Below are 16,925 nucleotides of genomic sequence, written 5' to 3' on the forward strand. Positions count from 1 at the left end.
GGAAATGCGACTTTCCACCGCCGGGGACTTCTCGATTAGGGAAAACTATCAACAGTTTGGTTCGCCCAATTCGGGCCTGCTTTCAGCCATGTCGGCTGCACATTCTTTGGCTAATCGGCTACACTGTTGTCAGAAAGCACGGTGCGTTGCAGCCCGGGGCGCACGCTGGGGAGACGATAAAAATGGCGAATGCCGCTGATGGTGCCGTGACATACGGTGTCCGCAAAGCGCCGCTGATTTTGGCGCTTGTGATGCCGCTGATGTTGACGGCGTGCGGTCCGGAAGGGCCGAGCAAGGCTGATACCGGCATGATCGTCGGCGCTGCGGCGGGCGGCATTCTGGGCAATCAGGTGGGCAAAGGCTCGGGCAACGTTCTGGCGACGGTTGCGGGTGCCGTGGTTGGCGGCATCGTCGGCAGCGAGATCGGCCGCTCGATGGATGAGCAGGACCGCTATCTGGCCGGACAGGCGGAATTGGCGGCGCTGGAAGAGGGCGAATCGGATCGCCCCCGTCGCTGGCGTAATCCGGACAACGGCCGCTATGGCGATATCGTGCCCAGCCGCCCGTACAAGCGTCAGGGTGTGGATTGCCGCGATTACACGCACACGATCTATATCGACGGTCGTCCGCGGGATATGCGGGGCACCGCCTGCCGTAATCGCGATGGCACGTGGAGCAACGTGGTTGGCTGAGCGCCGAGATTTGCTGGCGCTGACCTTGAGATGACGCAAATGTGTGCGGGGTTCGACTTGAGATTAATCAAGTCCCCGCACGCCGCTGTTTTGGGAGCGGCGCAACGTTGCGCATGAGGATCGCACCTAAAACCGCTGTATGGCGCAGTATTCGCCTGAAAACTCTACTGAAATAGTCATATTATCTTGCGCTGCGGCAGAAATATTGCCGCGCCTTGCGACACTTGTAACTTCCGGCCATGGGCCCTATTCCAGCCTCGCGGTGGCGGTTGGATGGCGGCATGGTGCTGTGGATTCTATTTGCGATGTTGGCGGCGGCCGTCGTCTGGGCGGTTACCCGGCCATTGCTGGCGCGCAGCGCTGCTGATCCTGCAGCCGATAGCGAGCTTGCCGTTTATCGCGATCAGCTTGCCGAGATCGAGACCGAGCGGGCGCAGGGCCTTCTGGGCGAGGCTGAAGCCGAAGGCGCACGCGTTGAACTTGCCCGTCGATTGATCCGTCGCTCGGAAGAAGCCAACAAGCTGGCCGGGGATGGCGCCGCGAAAACGAGCGCGGCGCGCAAGGCAGTGCTTTATCTGGGATCAGCGCTGCCGGTGATCGGCATTGCGGTCTATCTCGGCGTCGGTTCCCCTCAGCTTCCCGGGCGTCCCTACGGCTTCCGCATGGACGTGCCGGTTGAGCAGGCGACGGCATCCGATCTGGTTGCGCGGGTGGAAGAGCATCTGCGCGCCAATCCGGAAGACGGTCGCGGCTGGGATGTGCTGGCGCCGGTATATCTGCGGCTGGGGCGTTTCAATCAGGCAGCGGATGCGTTTCAGCGCGCCAACCAGCTGTTGGGAGAATCTCCAGGGCGGATAGCGGGGTACGCGCGCTCTATGATCATGGCGCAGAATGGCGTTGTCAGTGAGCCGGTGCGCCGCGCCTATGAGCGCCTGAAAGTGCTTGATCCCAAGGCGATGGAAGCTGAGGTCTGGCTGGCGATCGGGCGGGAACAGGATGGCGACCGGAAGGGTGCCGAGGCGGAATTCCGCCGCTTGCTGGCGACCGCTGAAGATCCCTGGAAAACGGTGCTGACGACGCGGCTTGAGCAGATGGCCGCTCAACAGGCGGATGCGGGCGCGCGGGCGAGGAATGCTCCTGGCGGTGCGGCTGCGGCGCAGACTGAACGGTCCCCTGCGGGTGGTGAGACCGTCCGGCCGGGGGATAGTGCAGCGCCCGCCGCCGCCGTCGATGCCAATGAAATCGCCGCGCTTGATCCGGCGCAGCGTGCGCAGCGCATCGCGCAGATGGTGCAAGGTCTGGCCGCGCGCCTGAAGGAAAATGGCAGCGACCTGGACGGTTGGAAGCGGCTTGTGCGCTCCTATGTTGTTCTGGGTCAGCGCAACGACGCGCAGACGGCTTTGACCGATGCGCGGTCGAATTTCGCGACGGATCGGCAGGCGCTGACAGAGCTGAATGAGCTGGCTCAGACGCTGGAACTCGGCTCATGAGAGAGGCGACAGGGAAAACGGCATGACGCGGAAGCAGCGGCGCGGAGTTCTGATTGGTGTCGGCGTGGCGGTGCTGATGGTTGCCGTGGGCCTGGTGCTGTTCGCGCTGCGCGATGCGATCGTGTTTTTCCATACGCCGAGCGATCTGGCTGCCAAGCCGATCGAGATCGGTCAGCGTTTCCGGCTCGGCGGCCTGGTGGCGGCGGGTTCGGTGAAGCGCGGCGAAGGCACCAAGGTGAACTTCGCGGTGACGGATACGCTTGAAACCGTGCCAGTGGTCTATGAAGGTGTGCTGCCGGACCTGTTCCGTGAGGGGCAGGGCGTCATCACTGAAGGCAAGATGGACGAGGCGGGGACATTCATCGCCGACTCCGTTCTTGCCAAGCACGACGAAAATTACATGCCGCCCGAAGTTGCCAAGGCGCTGGAGGCCAAGGGCGTGAAGCTGGGTGAGGGTGCAAAGCACCCCGAAAACGTCAAGCCGTAGCAAAGCGGCATACGAAGCGCTTGGTTGCGCACAAGGGAGCAGGAAATGGTCGTTGAGCTTGGCCACTTTGCGCTGGTGCTGGCGCTGCTGGTTGCCATCTTCCAGATGCTGGTACCCTTTTATGGCTCGCGCGTTGGCGACGATCGCATGATGGCGGTGGCGGACCCCGCTGCGATCTGTCAGCTCGGCCTGCTCTCGCTCGCGTTTCTCTGTCTGACTATCGCGTATGTTTCGTCAGACTTCTCGGTTGCCAACGTCGTCGCGAATTCGCATTCAACCAAGCCGCTGATCTATCGCATCTCCGGTGTGTGGGGAAACCATGAAGGCTCCATGCTTTTGTGGGTGCTTATTCTGGCGCTGTTCGGCGCGGCGGTGGCTGCGTTCGGACGCAATCTGCCGGCCAGCCTGAAGGCGAATGTGCTGAGCGTGCAGGCGTCGATCGCCGTAGCGTTCATGCTGTTCATTCTGCTGACTTCGAACCCGTTCCTGCGCCTCGACCCACCGCCCGCTGACGGAAACGGTCTCAATCCGATCCTGCAGGACCCGGCGCTCGCGTTCCACCCGCCGTTCCTTTACGCGGGTTATGTCGGTTTCTCGATCGCGTATTCATTCGCGGTAGCGGCGCTGATCGACGGACGCATCGATGCCGCCTGGGCGCGCTGGGTGCGACCGTGGACGCTGGCGGCATGGATGTTCCTGACGCTCGGCATCGCGATGGGTTCCTGGTGGGCCTACTACGAACTCGGCTGGGGTGGCTGGTGGTTCTGGGACCCGGTTGAAAATGCGTCGTTCATGCCCTGGCTGGCGGGCACTGCGCTGCTACATTCAGCGCTGGTGATGGAAAAGCGCGACGCGCTGAAAGTCTGGACGGTGCTGCTGGCCATCCTGACGTTCTCGCTGTCGCTGATGGGCACGTTCCTTGTACGCTCGGGCATCCTGACGTCGGTGCATGCGTTTGCGGTTGATCCGCAGCGCGGTGTGTTCGTGCTGGCGATCATGGCGCTGTTTACCGGCGGCGGTCTGGCGATGTTCGCGCTGCGCGCCAGCGATTTGCGCCAGGGCGGTATTTTCGCGCCGATCAGCCGCGAAGGCAGTCTCGTCCTCAACAACATCCTGCTGACTACGGCGTGCGCGACGGTGTTCATCGGCACCCTGTATCCGCTGGCGCTGGAATCGCTGACCGGCGCGAAAATTTCCGTCGGCGCGCCTTACTTCGACTGGACGTTCGGGCCGCTGATGGTGCCGCTGCTGATGGCGCTGCCGTTCGGTCCGCTGCTGGCGTGGAAGCGCGGCGATATTCTGGGCGCTGCGCAACGGCTGATGGTGGCGATGCTCGTTGCGGTTGTCGTGATGGCGGCAACGCTGGCCGTCATGCAGCGCGGGCCGTGGCTGGCGCCGTTCGGCGTAGCGCTGGGTGTGTTCGTGATGCTGGGTGCGGTTTCGGAGATCGTCTGGCGCATCCGTCTTGGCGACGTGCCGTTTAGCGATGCAATGCGGCGGCTGATCAATCTGCCCCGGTCCGCATTTGGTACGGCGCTGGCGCACTTTGGCGTCGGCATGCTGGTTGTAGGTGTGGTTGCGACGAGCGCTTACCGTCAGGAGAAGATCCTGGTGATGAAGGCTGGTGAGACAACGTCCATCGCCGGCTATGAGGTCACGTTCCGGGGTGTCGCGCCGCGGACCGGCCCCAACTACCGCGAAGAAGTGGCGATGTTCGACGCCTATCGTGGCGGCACGCTGGTGAGCCATCTGGAGCCAGCACGACGCGTCTACGATATGCCGCCGGAGCCGACGACCGAGGCCGGTATCCATGCGGGTTGGCGCGGCGATCTTTATGTGGTGCTGGGTGATACCCAGCAGGCTGGCGGGCACGCGATCCGGATCTATTTCAATCCGATGGTGCGTTTCATCTGGCTGGGCGCGGTGGTGATGTTCATCGCCGGTGCTGTCTCGCTGTCTGATCGCCGACTGCGTGTCGGTGCGCCCGGCAGGGCTCGGCGGTCGGTCGCTGCTGCCGCGCCCGCTGAGTGATGCAGGTTCATGGGACGCAACGCATGACGCTGCAACACATCGGCAAGTTGGCGAACCGATTTGCGGTTGGCGCGCGGCGATTGGTTCTGGCCGCTGCCGGCATGATGCTGCTGGCAATCTCGGCCATGGCGGTGCAGCCCGATGAAATTCTGTCCGACCCCGCACTTGAGGCGCGCGCCCGCGCGATCTCGGCAGAGCTGCGCTGTCTCGTGTGTCAGAACCAATCCATCGATGACAGCAATGCTCCGCTCGCGCGTGATCTGCGGGTGCTGGTGCGTGAACGCCTGCAGACGGGCGAAACCGATGCTCAGGTGCTGCAGTTCATCGAGGATCGCTATGGCGAGTTCGTGCTGTTGCGTCCGCCGCTGAACATGAGCACGCTGCTGCTGTGGCTGGCGCCGATACTGGCGCTTGTGCTGGCAGTTTGGACGACGGCGCGGGCATGGCGCCGCCGTCAGGATCAGATTGCGGTGGTCGACGAAGCCCCGGCGCGGCAAACGCCACTGACGCCGGATGAAAAACGCAAGCTGCAAGAACTGCTCAAGCAGCAAGGCGGTGAGTCGTCGACGACGCCCGAACAAAAGTAGTCATTGCGCCATCAGAGTCGGCGGACCGGCGTGACGCGCAAAGCTAGTCGGTGCCGTGTTCCGCTGCTTGAGCCTTTCAGCGTTTCGTTGAATCGCAGAAAGGTCCTTGTCGGAAAACCGATTTCCACTTTTCCGGAAGCACTCTAAGGCTTGCCCTGTCCCGAACTGGTGCGCGCGCTGGGAATTTTCCCGGTGACGATTTCGCTTTCGCCCGCCAACGCATTCAGCAGTGAATAGCTTGCAAAGCCGGTTGGAGGTATCTGCGACGCGCGCTCGAAAGCCATGATAGCGGTGCGCAGTTGAGGACCATAGACGCCGTCGCGCGGGCCCATGTAGAGCCCCCGCTGAGCGAGCAGTTCCTGCAGCCGCGAAATGTCTTTGTGGCTGCTGACCGTATCGGCTGCAAGAAACGCTGTCAGCGATTTATCAAACGATTGCGCATTGACGCCCGTGTTGGCGACGTCGTCAGCCTTGAAGCGATGCAGGACCTCGCCGTTGAGCATGATGACCTTCGACTGCACGTAGGTGCCGACATTGATGCCGACGATCTCCGGCCCGGACGCGCCTTCCATCAGTAGCGGGGAACCGGACGAGGCGGCGCCGGTATCGCAAGTGTGCAGCAGAAGCTGATCGGAATTTGTGAAGTCGCGCCGGATTGTTTTCCAGTCCGCATCGTCGAACGAGCGCCGCACCAGACAGCCGGAGTTGAGCATCGGCTGCCATTTCGGCAGATCGCGATGGAACGCGGCGTTGAAAACACGCCCTGATGTCGACAGCTTCATCACCTCATCAACCGGCTTGGAAGTGACGGTGAATGTGCCCTTGCTGCAGGCGGGCTGCTCCAGACGCACGAAGGCCCAGTCGCGCGTTGCGTCGATGGGTGGATGAACATTGAGACGCGTCGAGCCGGCAAACACGTTGGCTTCCGCGGCACCGTTTTTGGCGCCGGCTATGGCGTATTTCCGACTTGTCCCGTGCAGGCGGAACGACAAATCGGTGAGCTGCAGCGGCTTTTGTCCCGCGGTTCGGTAGAGGCAGTGCGCAGCGGTGCCGATGACGTCCGGTGCAACACAAAAGGCCGTGCAAACGGAGTTGAAGGTCGAATCGAAAAACAGGCCCAGTCGATCGCCGACATGCTGCATCGACTTTGGCAACGGAACGCGATCATCGCGGCCAAAAACCGAGGCTGTCGCCTGCGGGCCTGTCAGCGCCAGCCCCCCCAGGAGGACTACCATGAGCGTGGCGGGCACGCACTTCTGGGCAGGCCGCCTGTCGGAGGCGGGTGAAAAACGCTTCATACGCAATGCCTCGGCTGAGGGGCTGGGTAAACGCCCCCTTTATTACGAAGTGTTAAGGCAATCGAAAGGCTGCCGTAATCCCGGCTCCTCTAGGTCTAGAGCTGACGAAGGAATGTCACGCATCAAGAATGGAGGTTCGTCCGCATGCCAACCCATCCCAGCTCGCCCGAAGCCGTAGCAAAGAGCGGGCCAACAAAAACGTTCGCACGCGATTTGCGCCGGACAGCCGCTGCCGCGGTTCTCGGTGCCGGACTGGTGGGCTTCGGCCTTGCCCAGTACGCGCCGCCGGCCGTCGCCCAGTTCAACTCCGGCGCTCAGCAGCCGTCTTTCGCCGACATCGTCGAGCGCGTTAAGCCTGCTGTTGTCTCGATTTCGACCACCAATGAAGTCAAGGTTGCCGACCGTAGCGGTGGCCCTGGCGGTAACAAGTTCGAGGGTATCCCCGGTCTTCCTGATGACCACCCGCTGAACGAGTTCTTCAAGAACATGCCCGGCGGCCAGGGTGGCCAGGGCGGTCCGATGCAGCAGCGTCCGCGCCAGGCAGCCGGTTCTGGCTTCGTTGTCTCGCCGGATGGCTACATCGTTACCAACAACCACGTTGTTGATGGTGCAACCAAGGTAAAGGTGAGCTTCGACGACCAGGAAGAGATCGATGCCAAGATCGTCGGCACCGATCCGCGCACGGACATTGCACTGCTGAAGATCGAGCCGAAGAAGCCACTGACATCTGTGAAGCTGGCTGAGAAGAACCCGCGCGTTGGCGAATGGGTTGTTGCGGTCGGCAATCCGTTCGGTCTCGGCGGCACGGTGACTGCCGGTATCGTTTCGGCGCAGGCCTGCAACATCGGCGGCCCGTACGACTACATGCAGATCGACGCTGCTGTGAACCACGGCAACTCGGGCGGCCCGACGTTCAACATGGACGGCGAAGTCGTTGGCGTGAACACCGCCATTTACAGCCCCACGGGTGGTAACGTCGGCATCGCGTTCGCTGTGCCTTCGGACACCGTCAGCCGTGTGATCGGACAGCTCCAGAAGGGCGGCAAGGTGAGCCGCGGTTGGCTCGGCGTTAAGATCCAGAACATCGACAAGGATCTTGCCGGTAGCCTTGGTCTGAAGGAGCCGAAGGGCGCCATCATCAGCGAAGTGATGAAGGATGGTCCGGCTGCTGATGCTGGTCTCAAGGTTGAAGACGCGATCCTGGCCGTCAACGATGAAGACATCGACGACAGCCGCGATCTGGCCCGCACGATTGCTGACCTGCCTGCAAAGGACACCGTCGACATCAAGGTGTGGCGCGACAAGGGCGAGAAGGTGCTGAAGGTAAAGCTGGGCACCTACCCGAACTCAGCTGCTGACACCGAAGAAGAGCCGGAAACGCCGAAGCAGGAAGATCTGAGCGGCAACATCGACCTGAAGCAGCTTGGCCTCAGCATCAAGGCTGGCCAGGGCAAGGATGGCGGAGTTGTTATCTCGGAAGTCGATCCGAACTCGGACGCCGCACTGAAGGGCATCAAGGAAGGTGACATCGTTCTTCGCGCTGCCAACGAATCCGTCAAGACGCCGGAGGATGTTGCCAAGGCAGTGAAGAAGGCACAGGACGATGGTCTGCCGGCAGTGATGTTCCACATCAAGAAGGGTGGCGATCAGACGATCCTGGTTGCTGTCCCACTTAAGAAGGGCTGAGCCGTAACCCACGGCGGCTGAAGCCAAAGGCGGTCTGCACCTTCTCCCGTGCGGGCCGCCTTAATGTTTTAGGGTGGCGCCATTGCGCCGCTTCAAGGAAAATACGAATCAGAGCAGCGGGCAGCAATTACGGGCGGTGAGAAAATGCACGTGCTAGTGGTCGAAGATGATCGCGAAACAGCCCATTTTCTGCAGAAGGCACTGAAGGAAAGCGGCCACGCGGCGGATCTCGCTGGCGATGGCGAAACTGGCCAATCGCTGGCCGAGCAGGGCGCCTATGACGTGCTGATCGTTGATCGCATGCTGCCGCGCCTCGATGGCCTTTCGATGATCAGGGAACTGCGCAACAGAGGTGTGCGCACGCCGGTTCTCATACTTTCGGCGCTGGGTGAGGTTGACGATCGCGTCAAGGGCCTGCGCGCTGGCGGCGACGATTATCTCACCAAACCCTATGCCTATTCCGAACTGCTTGCGCGCGTTGAAGCGCTGGCCCGCCGCGCCGTGCCGGAGGAGCAGGAAACGCGCTATGTGGTCGATGGTCTGGTGCTTGATCGGCTGTCGCATCGCGTGACGCGCGATGGCGAAGCGATCCAGTTGCAGCCGCGCGAATATCGTCTGCTGGAATATCTGATGAAGCATGCCGGGCAGGTGGTGACTCGCACCATGCTGCTTGAGCACGTATGGGACTATCACTTCGATCCGCAAACCAACGTGATCGATGTGCACGTTTCGCGCCTGCGGGCGAAGATCGACAAGAACTTTGAAAAGCCTCTTCTGCATACGGTGCGTGGGGCAGGATACACGATCCGTGATGGCCCTGCCTGACCGCATCTCCCGCGCCCTGTCGACAACGGCGTTCCGCGTTGCCGCCATAACGGTGGCGGTTTACCTGGTTTTTTCCGGGACCGTCATCGGGCTGTTGCTGTGGCAGTCGAACCGCGTGCTGACGGATCAGGTTCTGGTGACGTTGGGTGCGGAAGCCGACCTGCTGAAAGCCGAAGCGCAAAGCGGCGATCGCGAGGCGATTGTTCGCGCGGTGACGGCGCGTAGCCGTGCAGGTGGTCCGGGGCTTTATTTTCTAGCTGATCGCAGCGGTCGAAAGCTGGCTGGAAACCTGAGCCGGTTGCCGCCCGAGATTGCCGCGCATCCCACCGGTGGCGTGTTCCGCTATTCTGCTGATGCAGAAGACGGTAGTGGTGATCGTCTGGCGGTTGCCATTCCGGTTGATATCGGCGCCGGTGCGCAGTTGATCGTCGGCCGCGATGTTGACGAGCAGCGCCGCTTCGCCGGCGAAATGGGCACGATGTATTTTCTGGCGCTTGGCATTCTTACGCTGGGCGGATTGCTGGCCGGTTTCGCTGCCAGTCGCATTGCGCTGAAGCGCGTGGAAACGATCAACACCGCGGCGCGCTCAATCATGGCCGGTGATATGTCCCGTCGCATTGCGGTTAGCGGAACCGGCGATGAATACGATGGGCTTGCAACCAATCTGAACGCGATGCTGGAGCGCATCGAAGCGCTGATGAACGGCCTGCGTGAAGTCTCCGACAACATCGCCCACGATCTGAAAACGCCGCTAACACGGCTTCGCAACTCGGCTGAGGCGGCACTGCGCGAGCGCGGTGAGGATGCCTACCGGGATGGTCTGGAGCACACCATCGAGAAAGCCGACGAGCTCATCAAGACCTTCAACAGCCTGCTGCTGGTGGCGAAGCTTGAGGCGGGCGCGCCGGGCGAGAACGCTGAGCGTTTTGCCGTCGGGCATGTCGTCAGTGATGTTGCCGAGCTTGGCGAGCTCCGTCGCCGGAAGAGCGCGGGATGGGTCTGGGCGTTGCGATTGCCGCCGATCCGGAAATTCACGGCAACCGGCAGCTTGTGGTGCAGGCGGTGGCGAACCTGATCGAGAACGCCATCAAGTATTCCGGCGGCCCAAACGGCGGGCGGCGCACGCAGATCGACATCGCGCTCAATGATCTGCCGGACGCGGTGGAGATTTGCGTGGCCGACAACGGGCCGGGCATTGCGCCGGAAGATCGAGAGCGAGTGCTGAAGCGCTTCGATGCGGCTGGAGAAGAGCCGTACCGAGCCTGGCGCGCGACCGGTTTGGGCCTGGAGCCTGGTGCAGGCAGTGCGCGCGGCTGCATGGCGGATCGGTGCGGCTTGAGGACCATCAGCCGGGTCTGCGTGTTGTTCTGACGCTTCCGAAGCGCGCCCGGGACCGCTAAACACGGGGGAAGGAAATATCCCGAGTTTAGCGAGGTTAGATGGCCGACCAGCAGACACCAGACCATGCTCCGCTGATGGCGCGCCTCAAAGTGGCGCCGGTTGCAGGCGATGAAATGCGTGCCGCCGACGCGATGGCGGTTCTGAAGCAGCATGCGGAACAAGCAGGCGTGCTGCCGTCGATGCAGGACGCATTGCGCGCTGCCGGCGCCGAAGCGCTGCTTGCCGGGATATTTGCCGGTTCGCCCTATCTGACAGCGCTTATCGATCGCGATCCGACGCGTCTGGTGCGGTTGCTTTCGACCGCGCCGGAGCAGCGTATGGCGGAATTGAGGTCGGAGTTGCACGCGGCGACGGACGCTGCGGGAGATCGCGCTGCGGTGCTTAAAGCGCTGCGCGTTTACAAGAACGAGGTTGCGCTGCTGACGGCGCTCGCAGACCTGGGCGGCGTCTGGAATGTTACGGAAGTTACCGGCGCGCTTACCCGCTGCGCGGACGCAACGCTTGCCAGTGCCGTTTCGTGGCTGTTCCGTGAGGCCGCAAAGCGTGGCCAATGGCTGCTGAACGCCGATGGCAGCATTGCGCCTGACGGCTATATCGTACTGGCCACGGGCAAGTATGGGGCTAGCAAGCTCAACTATTCCAGCGATATCGACCTGATCGTTTTTTACGATCCCGATCGCGCGCATCTGGCGCCCGGTGTTGAAGCGCCGGGTTTCTTCGTGCGCCTGACGCGGGATCTGGTGCAACTCATGTCGGAGCGCACCGGCGATGGCTATGTGTTCCGCACCGATCTGCGTTTGCGGCCCGATGCCGGTGCCACGCAGCTTGCGCTCTCAACCGGTGCGGCGCTGATCTACTATGAAAGCTTCGGCCAGAACTGGGAGCGGGCGGCGCTTATCAAGGCGCGTGCCTGTGCAGCCGACGTAGCCGCGGGCGAAGCGGTGTTGCAGGAGCTGGCGCCGTTCGTGTGGCGCAAGTATCTCGATTATGCCGCGATTGCCGATGTGCACGCGATGAAACGGCAGATCTTTGCCCATCGCGGTTTCGGCCAGATTGCGGTTGCCGGACACAACGTGAAGCTGGGGCGCGGCGGTATTCGCGAGATCGAATTCTTCGTACAGACGCAGCAGCTGATTGCGGGCGGGCGGCAGCCGGATCTGCGCGCACGCCGAACGCTGGATGCGATGCAGCGTCTTGTTGAGCGCGGCTGGATCAAGCCGGTTGTGGCGGAGGAACTGACGGAAGCCTATGAGTTTCTGCGCGGCGTAGAACACCGCTTGCAGATGGTCGCAGATGAGCAGACGCACGAAATTCCCGACGATCCGCAGCGGCTGGAGCGATTTGCGAAATTCTGCGGGTATGCGGATACGGCAGCATTTTCGAAGGCTTTGATCCAGCGCCTTGAGACCGTGCAAAGTCACTACGCGGCTTTGTTCGAGGATGCGCCGCAACTGACACCGGGCGCGGTAAATATGGTGTTTGCCGGCGAGAACGATGATCCGGGGACGGTGGTTGCTTTGAAGGCCATGGGCTTCTCGCAGCCATCGGACGTGCTCGCCACCATTCGCGGCTGGCACCATGGCCGTTACGCCGCCGTGCGTTCGGCGCGGGCCCGCGAACGGTTGACGGAGGTGCAACCGCTGTTGGTTGAAGCTCTGGCGGATACTGTTGATCCAGATCGCGCGCTGATGAGCTTTGATCGCTTTCTTGCTGCTCTGCCGGCCGGTGTGCAGCTGTTCTCGTTGCTGCGCGCCAACCCTGCGTTGCTACGGCTGTTGGCGGACATCATGGGCACGGCGCCGCGTCTGGCCGGTATCCTATCGCGGCGTCCGCGTCTGCTCGATGCGGTGCTGGATCCCGGCACGCTCGGTGCGCTGCCCTCGTCTGATGATCTCGACCGCCTCATCGCCGCTGAATTGGGGAGCGGCGAACATGACATGCAGCATGTGCTGGACCGCGCACGGGTGATCGGCAACGAGCAGCAGTTCCTTATCGGCGTGCGTGTGTTGTCCGGAGCCATCAAGGCCAATCAGGCGGGCGGCGCTTATGCGTTGCTGGCTGAGCGTATGATTGCAGCGCTGAAGCGTGCGGTCGATCGAGAGCTGGTGCGTGTGCATGGGCGCGTCGAAGGCGGCGGTGCGGCCGTGCTGGCCATGGGCAAGCTGGGTGGCCGCGAGATGACAGCTGGCTCCGATCTCGACCTCATCGTCATCTATGATTTCGATCCCGAATGCATCCAGTCCGATGGCGAGCGCCCGTTGGCGCCGGGCCAGTACTATGCGCGCCTGACACAACGGCTGATAACCGCGCTTTCGTCGGCTACCGCGGAAGGCACGCTCTACGAGGTCGACATGCGATTGCGTCCTTCCGGGCAGCAGGGGCCGGTGGCGACGCAACTGCGGACCTTTGTTGCCTATCAGCGCAACGAGGCCTGGACCTGGGAACACATGGCGCTCACGCGTGGGCGCGCGATCGCCGGACCGCAGGCGTTGTGCGCAGCGGTCGAGGCCGCGGTGCAGGCTTCACTGGTCTGGCCGCGTAACGTCGAGAAAATCGCGGGCGACGTGCGTGAGATGCGCGAACGGATATTCAAGGAGAAGGGCTCGAGCGATATCTGGGAGCTGAAGCAGGTTCGCGGCGGCCTCGTCGATGTCGAGTTCATCGCCCAGTATTTGCAACTCGTGTATGCGGCCGAGCACCCGGAAGTTCTGAATCAGAACACGATCGGTGCCTACCGCAAGCTGCGGGATGCTGGCCTGCTCCGCGCCGAACATGCCGATGTTCTGATCCCGGCGACGCGGCTGTTGCACGACCTGACCCAGATCTTGCGCCTTTGCCTTGATGGCCGGTTCGATCCGGCGACCGCCCCTCGGGGCCTGAAAAAGCTGCTGGCGGTGGCGGGTGAAGCGCCGACCTTTGAGGAGCTTGAGTTCCGGCTGCGGGAAAATCAGGCGCGGGTCGCCGAACTGTTTGATGAGCTGGTGCAGTATAGGCCGTGAAAAACATAGAAATAACAGTGCGTTGGCTTTGTTGCTCGGGTCTAAGGGCTCTTCTTTAGGCATTACGACCGGAGCATACAGCTCGGGCGGGTTTGGAATTGGCTCGGCGGCGACGGAAATTGAGTTGAGGTCCGTTTAACACGGTGAATGGGAGCGGTAGGCCGCAGGGGCCGCCGCCGAGGTCGTAGAAACGGCCCATCCGGCGTTAAACTGGAGCGGACTTTGGTAGCCATGTTGTCGAGATTGGCAGTGGCAGAGGAACTGGGACCGGCAGGTTTGAGGCCGGATGGCCAGGGAGAACGGCCAATGGGGGCTGTGGCAGGTGAGGAAGCCGCGCTGGTGACGGCAGCGGCTGGCGGCGACGCCAGGGCGTTCCGCGCGCTCATGGATCGCCATTTGAGCGGTGTGCTGGCGGTTGCACGCCGGATGCTGCGCGACGACGCGGAGGCTGAAGACGTGGCGCAGGAAGCAATGCTGCGGCTCTGGCGGTCGGCCGACGGTCTGGATGTTGGAGCAACCGGTGTTCGCCCGTGGCTGCGCCGGGTGGTCTCCAACCTTTGTGTCGATCGGTTGCGGTCGGGCAAACGACTGACGGTGGTTGAAGAGTTGCCCGAGCAGGCGGAGCCCGCAACGCAGCATTCCGATCTCGAGGCTCAGCAGGCCAGCAGTCGTATAGATGCGGCGTTGAAGGCGCTGCCGGATCGCCAGCGCACGGCGCTGACACTTTTTCACTACGAAGGGTTGAGCCAGATTGAAGTGGGCAGAATCATGGGCATTTCTGATGAGGCGGTTGAATCACTTCTGGCCCGCGCCCGTCGAAGTCTGAAAGCTGCTCTGCGTGATGAGTTGCAAGAGCTTCTGTCCGAGAGCTTGCCAGAGTGAGCGAACGGATCAGCGATAATTTTGTGTTTTGATCGAAGACGACCCAGAAACGGGAACGCAGGCGATGTCGAAGAACAACAAGCAGGCAGTTGATAGAGAGGCGCTGGAGCGTCTCCTTGATATTTACGGCGCCGACCGGACGCGTTGGCCTGCCCGTGAGCGGTTGCGGTTCGCAGGCATCATCAGTGATGATCCTGAGGCTGCGAAGATGCTGGCGCGGGCCCAGGCGCTTGACCGTCTTCTGGATCAGGCAACTCCTGCGGGGGATGCAAGCCTTGAAGCCTTGAAGGGCCGCATAATGGCGGCGGCATTGGCCGAGCGTGCTTCGCGTGGCGATTCGGTTAGCTCTGATCAGCCGCACGTTGGCGGCGCGTCTGTCACCAGCCTTTCGGCTGTGCGTGAACGGCGCGCGGTGCGCAGCGGTGCTGTTGCGGGCTTCGGCGATTGGCCAGCCGCTGCGGTGCTGGCGGCATCCTTGGTTCTGGGTGTCATGCTCGGGTGGGGCGGTGCCTTCACTGGCACGATGACCCAGATGGCGCAGGTTGCAGGGCTGGAAGATTCCCGCACTGACGCATCATCGACTTACGATATTTCCCAGCTTGCGCTGAGCTCGGAAGTCGATGGCCAATACGAGGACTTGCTATGAGCCTTTCACCGCGTGCGCTCCGCTGGCTGCTGGTGGCCTCGCTTGCACTCAACGTGCTTGTCATCGGCGTAATAACGGGCGCAATCTGCCTTTCGCATTTCGGCCACGGTCGGCACATGGGGCCGCCGAAGGGTGGTCTGCTTGGATTTGCGCGCTCGCTGCCCGACGAGCGCGGTGGGCCCATCCTGCAGAAGTTTGATGACGGCAAGGAAACACGCAAAAATCTGCGCAGTCTGATCCGCGATGCGCGTGCCAAAGTTCGCGCCGCAATCATTGCCGAGCCGTTTGATCAAGCCAAGCTGGATGAAGCGCTGAACGGTATCGTCAACGCAGAGACTGAAATTGCGCGCGACCGGGTGTCGATGTTTAACGCCACCGTGCAGCATCTGACGCCAGAAGAGCGGCGCCAATTGCACGATTGGCTGGAGAAGCATCGTCCGATGCCCAAGCCGCCTGGGCATTGATAGCCTGCACGGACAGATGTGAGTGTCGTAACGAGTATTTGACAGGGTCGTACCGAAGTGTCGGTGCGGCCCTTTTCATACAGGCCAAGCTGTTCGCATGGCGGAACGCGTCAGTCGTTGGGGCACCGCGTTGTGCGAGAAGCAAGACGTCTGAAATTTCAGGCGTAGCGCCGCGTCTGGTAGTGGCTATCGTCGACAGTTTCACGCCGCGAGGCGAACAGATCTTCCTGCGCGGCGCGGTCCAGCACGGTGACGGCGGTCCAGCCGCCGGTTGCGGGTTCGATTTCCAGCAATGATGTGCCTTGCATTTCCAGCAGCGTGCGGGCCAGCGTAATTGCCAGGCTGCCGTTGCGTGCGGCGATTTCAGTGCGCTCCTGGCGGACCGTCGCGACAACCTCGATCAGCTCGCCATCGGGAATGGCAACCAGTGAGATAGTGTGGCCATCTTCCGTACGCGCGATGGCTTCCGAAAGCAGATTGACGAAGATCTGCCGCAGCGCGCGGGGCTCGTTGAGAACCTCGATTTCAGCGCTGATGGCATACTCGATGCGGATGTTCCGGGCCATTGCCTTGCGCTCGACAAAGGCCCACGCCTCGACGACGGCCTGATGGAGCGTGCAGATTTCGCGAACGACGGCGTCGCGGTGGTTGGTCAGCAGGGCGGTCAGTGCCAGCGTATCCTCAGCCGACTTCAAAAGCTCGCCAGCGCTGTCGTTGATATGGCGGAGGTAGTCCTGATAGCGTTCGTTTCCGATTGGCCCGAACATCTCCAGCGACATGACTTCGGAGAAGCCGATCACGGCATTCAGCGGCGTGCGCAGCTCGTGATTGATCCGCGCCATCAGGTCGGCCCAATCGTGATTGGGGTCAAGCGCGGTAGCTTTGCGGTTTTCAGCTTTGGAACGTCGGTCTTGCGGCTGCTTGCCCGCGTGGCGATGCCGGGCTTGCATGTAATTTGATACAGGTCCCTGGCTGCCCTGAGCGGTGTCGGCCCCATAGTTTTCGGGCCTGTTCTGCTGATCGTCCGACGACGATGTTTTTTTTGCCGACTGGGTAGCAGACGCAAGGTTGGCGCCAGCCCCGAGCGCTACGAGGATGCTGCCCGATAGCAGCAGCGCACTGGCGGTAACGGCGGCGGGAAGCACTGGCGTCAGCGCGCCGATGCTCAACACAGTCAAGGCTGTAACGGTTTGCGTCTGGCGATTGCCATGCACAACCCGGGTGGCTTGGGCGGCGAACTGTCCGGCCTGCCTAACTGCCGTTGCGGCGGTGGTCCCAAAAGTTGGGCGCGCGCGCAGGTCCGCCGACGTTGTCCACGCCATCCCTTACCCCCGGTATGAATGTCTGATGTTTTGCGCCGGCCGGAAGGCCTGCGAACCCCAGATCACCAACTACAGTTCACACCATCGCGAATCGGCTGTCGAGGCTGAATAAGCC

Annotated in this window: 15 protein-coding genes; 13 read left to right on the forward strand and 2 right to left on the reverse strand. The window is 62.1% G+C overall.

Annotated elements, in window-relative coordinates; genetic code table 11:
• Nucleotides 1-182 precede the first annotated feature (182 nt).
• The 5 genes from QEZ49_RS03385 to QEZ49_RS03405 all read left to right on the forward strand — a co-directional run bounded on the left by QEZ49_RS03385 (nt 183) and on the right by QEZ49_RS03405 (nt 5,287).
• Nucleotides 183-692, forward strand: a complete 510-nt coding sequence (locus QEZ49_RS03385; protein WP_280384231.1) for an RT0821/Lpp0805 family surface protein — start codon at nt 183-185, stop codon at nt 690-692.
• Nucleotides 693-973: 281 nt separating this feature from the next.
• Nucleotides 974-2,182, forward strand: a complete 1,209-nt coding sequence (gene ccmI, locus QEZ49_RS03390) for a c-type cytochrome biogenesis protein CcmI (protein WP_280384233.1) — start codon at nt 974-976, stop codon at nt 2,180-2,182.
• Nucleotides 2,183-2,204: 22 nt separating this feature from the next.
• Nucleotides 2,205-2,669 carry a cytochrome c maturation protein CcmE gene (gene ccmE / locus QEZ49_RS03395; protein ID WP_280384235.1) on the forward strand — a complete coding sequence of 155 codons (465 nt, stop codon included), beginning with the start codon at nt 2,205-2,207 and terminating at the stop codon, nt 2,667-2,669.
• A gap of 45 nt (nt 2,670-2,714) precedes the next feature.
• Nucleotides 2,715-4,700: a heme lyase CcmF/NrfE family subunit gene (locus QEZ49_RS03400; RefSeq protein ID WP_280384237.1), complete on the forward strand. Its 1,986-nt coding sequence runs from the start codon at nt 2,715-2,717 to the stop codon at nt 4,698-4,700.
• 101 nt (nt 4,701-4,801) lie between these two features.
• Nucleotides 4,802-5,287, forward strand: coding sequence for a cytochrome c-type biogenesis protein CcmH (locus tag QEZ49_RS03405; RefSeq protein WP_280385062.1), 486 nt, complete (start codon nt 4,802-4,804; stop codon nt 5,285-5,287).
• A 143-nt stretch (nt 5,288-5,430) separates the two neighbouring features.
• Here the strand turns inward: QEZ49_RS03405 and QEZ49_RS03410 are convergent, their stop codons facing one another.
• Nucleotides 5,431-6,522, reverse strand: coding sequence for a peptidoglycan-binding protein (locus QEZ49_RS03410; RefSeq protein ID WP_280384239.1), 1,092 nt, complete (start codon nt 6,520-6,522; stop codon nt 5,431-5,433).
• A 207-nt stretch (nt 6,523-6,729) separates the two neighbouring features.
• Between QEZ49_RS03410 and QEZ49_RS03415 the strand changes: the two genes are divergently transcribed.
• From QEZ49_RS03415 to QEZ49_RS03450, 8 genes are all read left to right on the forward strand, one after another.
• Nucleotides 6,730-8,271: a Do family serine endopeptidase gene (locus QEZ49_RS03415; RefSeq protein ID WP_280384241.1), complete on the forward strand. Its 1,542-nt coding sequence runs from the start codon at nt 6,730-6,732 to the stop codon at nt 8,269-8,271.
• Between the two features lie 144 nt (nt 8,272-8,415).
• Complete coding sequence (locus QEZ49_RS03420) at nt 8,416-9,096, forward strand: response regulator transcription factor (protein ID WP_068461670.1); 681 nt, start codon at nt 8,416-8,418, stop codon at nt 9,094-9,096.
• Nucleotides 9,083-10,171: a histidine kinase dimerization/phospho-acceptor domain-containing protein gene (locus QEZ49_RS03425; RefSeq protein ID WP_280384243.1), complete on the forward strand. Its 1,089-nt coding sequence runs from the start codon at nt 9,083-9,085 to the stop codon at nt 10,169-10,171. Before QEZ49_RS03420 ends, QEZ49_RS03425 begins: the two co-directional genes overlap by 14 nt.
• Nucleotides 10,090-10,467: an ATP-binding protein gene (locus QEZ49_RS03430; protein ID WP_280384245.1), complete on the forward strand. Its 378-nt coding sequence runs from the start codon at nt 10,090-10,092 to the stop codon at nt 10,465-10,467. Before QEZ49_RS03425 ends, QEZ49_RS03430 begins: the two co-directional genes overlap by 82 nt.
• A gap of 68 nt (nt 10,468-10,535) precedes the next feature.
• Nucleotides 10,536-13,496, forward strand: a complete 2,961-nt coding sequence (locus QEZ49_RS03435) for a bifunctional [glutamine synthetase] adenylyltransferase/[glutamine synthetase]-adenylyl-L-tyrosine phosphorylase (protein ID WP_280384247.1) — start codon at nt 10,536-10,538, stop codon at nt 13,494-13,496.
• 306 nt (nt 13,497-13,802) lie between these two features.
• Nucleotides 13,803-14,378 (forward strand): sigma-70 family RNA polymerase sigma factor, encoded by a 576-nt coding sequence (locus QEZ49_RS03440; protein WP_280384249.1) that lies wholly within the window; start codon nt 13,803-13,805, stop codon nt 14,376-14,378.
• Between the two features lie 64 nt (nt 14,379-14,442).
• Nucleotides 14,443-15,024: a hypothetical protein gene (locus QEZ49_RS03445; protein ID WP_280384251.1), complete on the forward strand. Its 582-nt coding sequence runs from the start codon at nt 14,443-14,445 to the stop codon at nt 15,022-15,024.
• The gene (locus QEZ49_RS03450) at nt 15,021-15,488 is read left to right on the forward strand and encodes a periplasmic heavy metal sensor (protein WP_280384252.1); all 468 of its coding nucleotides are present in this window, start codon (nt 15,021-15,023) and stop codon (nt 15,486-15,488) included. The genes QEZ49_RS03445 and QEZ49_RS03450 overlap by 4 nt, the downstream gene beginning before the upstream one ends.
• 158 nt (nt 15,489-15,646) lie before the next feature.
• Here the strand turns inward: QEZ49_RS03450 and QEZ49_RS03455 are convergent, their stop codons facing one another.
• Entirely contained in the window at nt 15,647-16,810 is a 1,164-nt protein-coding gene (locus QEZ49_RS03455; protein WP_280384254.1) for a HAMP domain-containing sensor histidine kinase, read from the reverse strand.
• Between the last annotated feature and the right edge of the window lie 115 nt (nt 16,811-16,925).

The sequence above is a fragment of the Hyphomicrobium sp. D-2 genome (genome assembly GCF_029872155.1).
Classification (GTDB): domain Bacteria; phylum Pseudomonadota; class Alphaproteobacteria; order Rhizobiales; family Hyphomicrobiaceae; genus Hyphomicrobium_A.

What these genes read in the sequence shown, in the direction of transcription:
- ccmI (WP_280384233.1), top strand. Translation starts at nt 974, where the DNA reads ATGGTGCTGTGGATTCTATTTGCGATGTTGGCGGCGGCCGTCGTCTGG.
- QEZ49_RS03410 (WP_280384239.1), bottom strand. Translation starts at nt 6,522, where the DNA reads ATGGTAGTCCTCCTGGGGGGGCTGGCGCTGACAGGCCCGCAGGCGACA.
- QEZ49_RS03455 (WP_280384254.1), bottom strand. Translation starts at nt 16,810, where the DNA reads ATGGCGTGGACAACGTCGGCGGACCTGCGCGCGCGCCCAACTTTTGGG.
- QEZ49_RS03425 (WP_280384243.1), top strand. Translation starts at nt 9,083, where the DNA reads ATGGCCCTGCCTGACCGCATCTCCCGCGCCCTGTCGACAACGGCGTTC.
- QEZ49_RS03420 (WP_068461670.1), top strand. Translation starts at nt 8,416, where the DNA reads ATGCACGTGCTAGTGGTCGAAGATGATCGCGAAACAGCCCATTTTCTG.
- QEZ49_RS03400 (WP_280384237.1), top strand. Translation starts at nt 2,715, where the DNA reads ATGGTCGTTGAGCTTGGCCACTTTGCGCTGGTGCTGGCGCTGCTGGTT.
- QEZ49_RS03445 (WP_280384251.1), top strand. Translation starts at nt 14,443, where the DNA reads ATGTCGAAGAACAACAAGCAGGCAGTTGATAGAGAGGCGCTGGAGCGT.
- QEZ49_RS03405 (WP_280385062.1), top strand. Translation starts at nt 4,802, where the DNA reads ATGATGCTGCTGGCAATCTCGGCCATGGCGGTGCAGCCCGATGAAATT.
- ccmE (WP_280384235.1), top strand. Translation starts at nt 2,205, where the DNA reads ATGACGCGGAAGCAGCGGCGCGGAGTTCTGATTGGTGTCGGCGTGGCG.
- QEZ49_RS03450 (WP_280384252.1), top strand. Translation starts at nt 15,021, where the DNA reads ATGAGCCTTTCACCGCGTGCGCTCCGCTGGCTGCTGGTGGCCTCGCTT.
- QEZ49_RS03415 (WP_280384241.1), top strand. Translation starts at nt 6,730, where the DNA reads ATGCCAACCCATCCCAGCTCGCCCGAAGCCGTAGCAAAGAGCGGGCCA.
- QEZ49_RS03385 (WP_280384231.1), top strand. Translation starts at nt 183, where the DNA reads ATGGCGAATGCCGCTGATGGTGCCGTGACATACGGTGTCCGCAAAGCG.
- QEZ49_RS03435 (WP_280384247.1), top strand. Translation starts at nt 10,536, where the DNA reads ATGGCCGACCAGCAGACACCAGACCATGCTCCGCTGATGGCGCGCCTC.
- QEZ49_RS03430 (WP_280384245.1), top strand. Translation starts at nt 10,090, where the DNA reads ATGGGTCTGGGCGTTGCGATTGCCGCCGATCCGGAAATTCACGGCAAC.
- QEZ49_RS03440 (WP_280384249.1), top strand. Translation starts at nt 13,803, where the DNA reads ATGGGGGCTGTGGCAGGTGAGGAAGCCGCGCTGGTGACGGCAGCGGCT.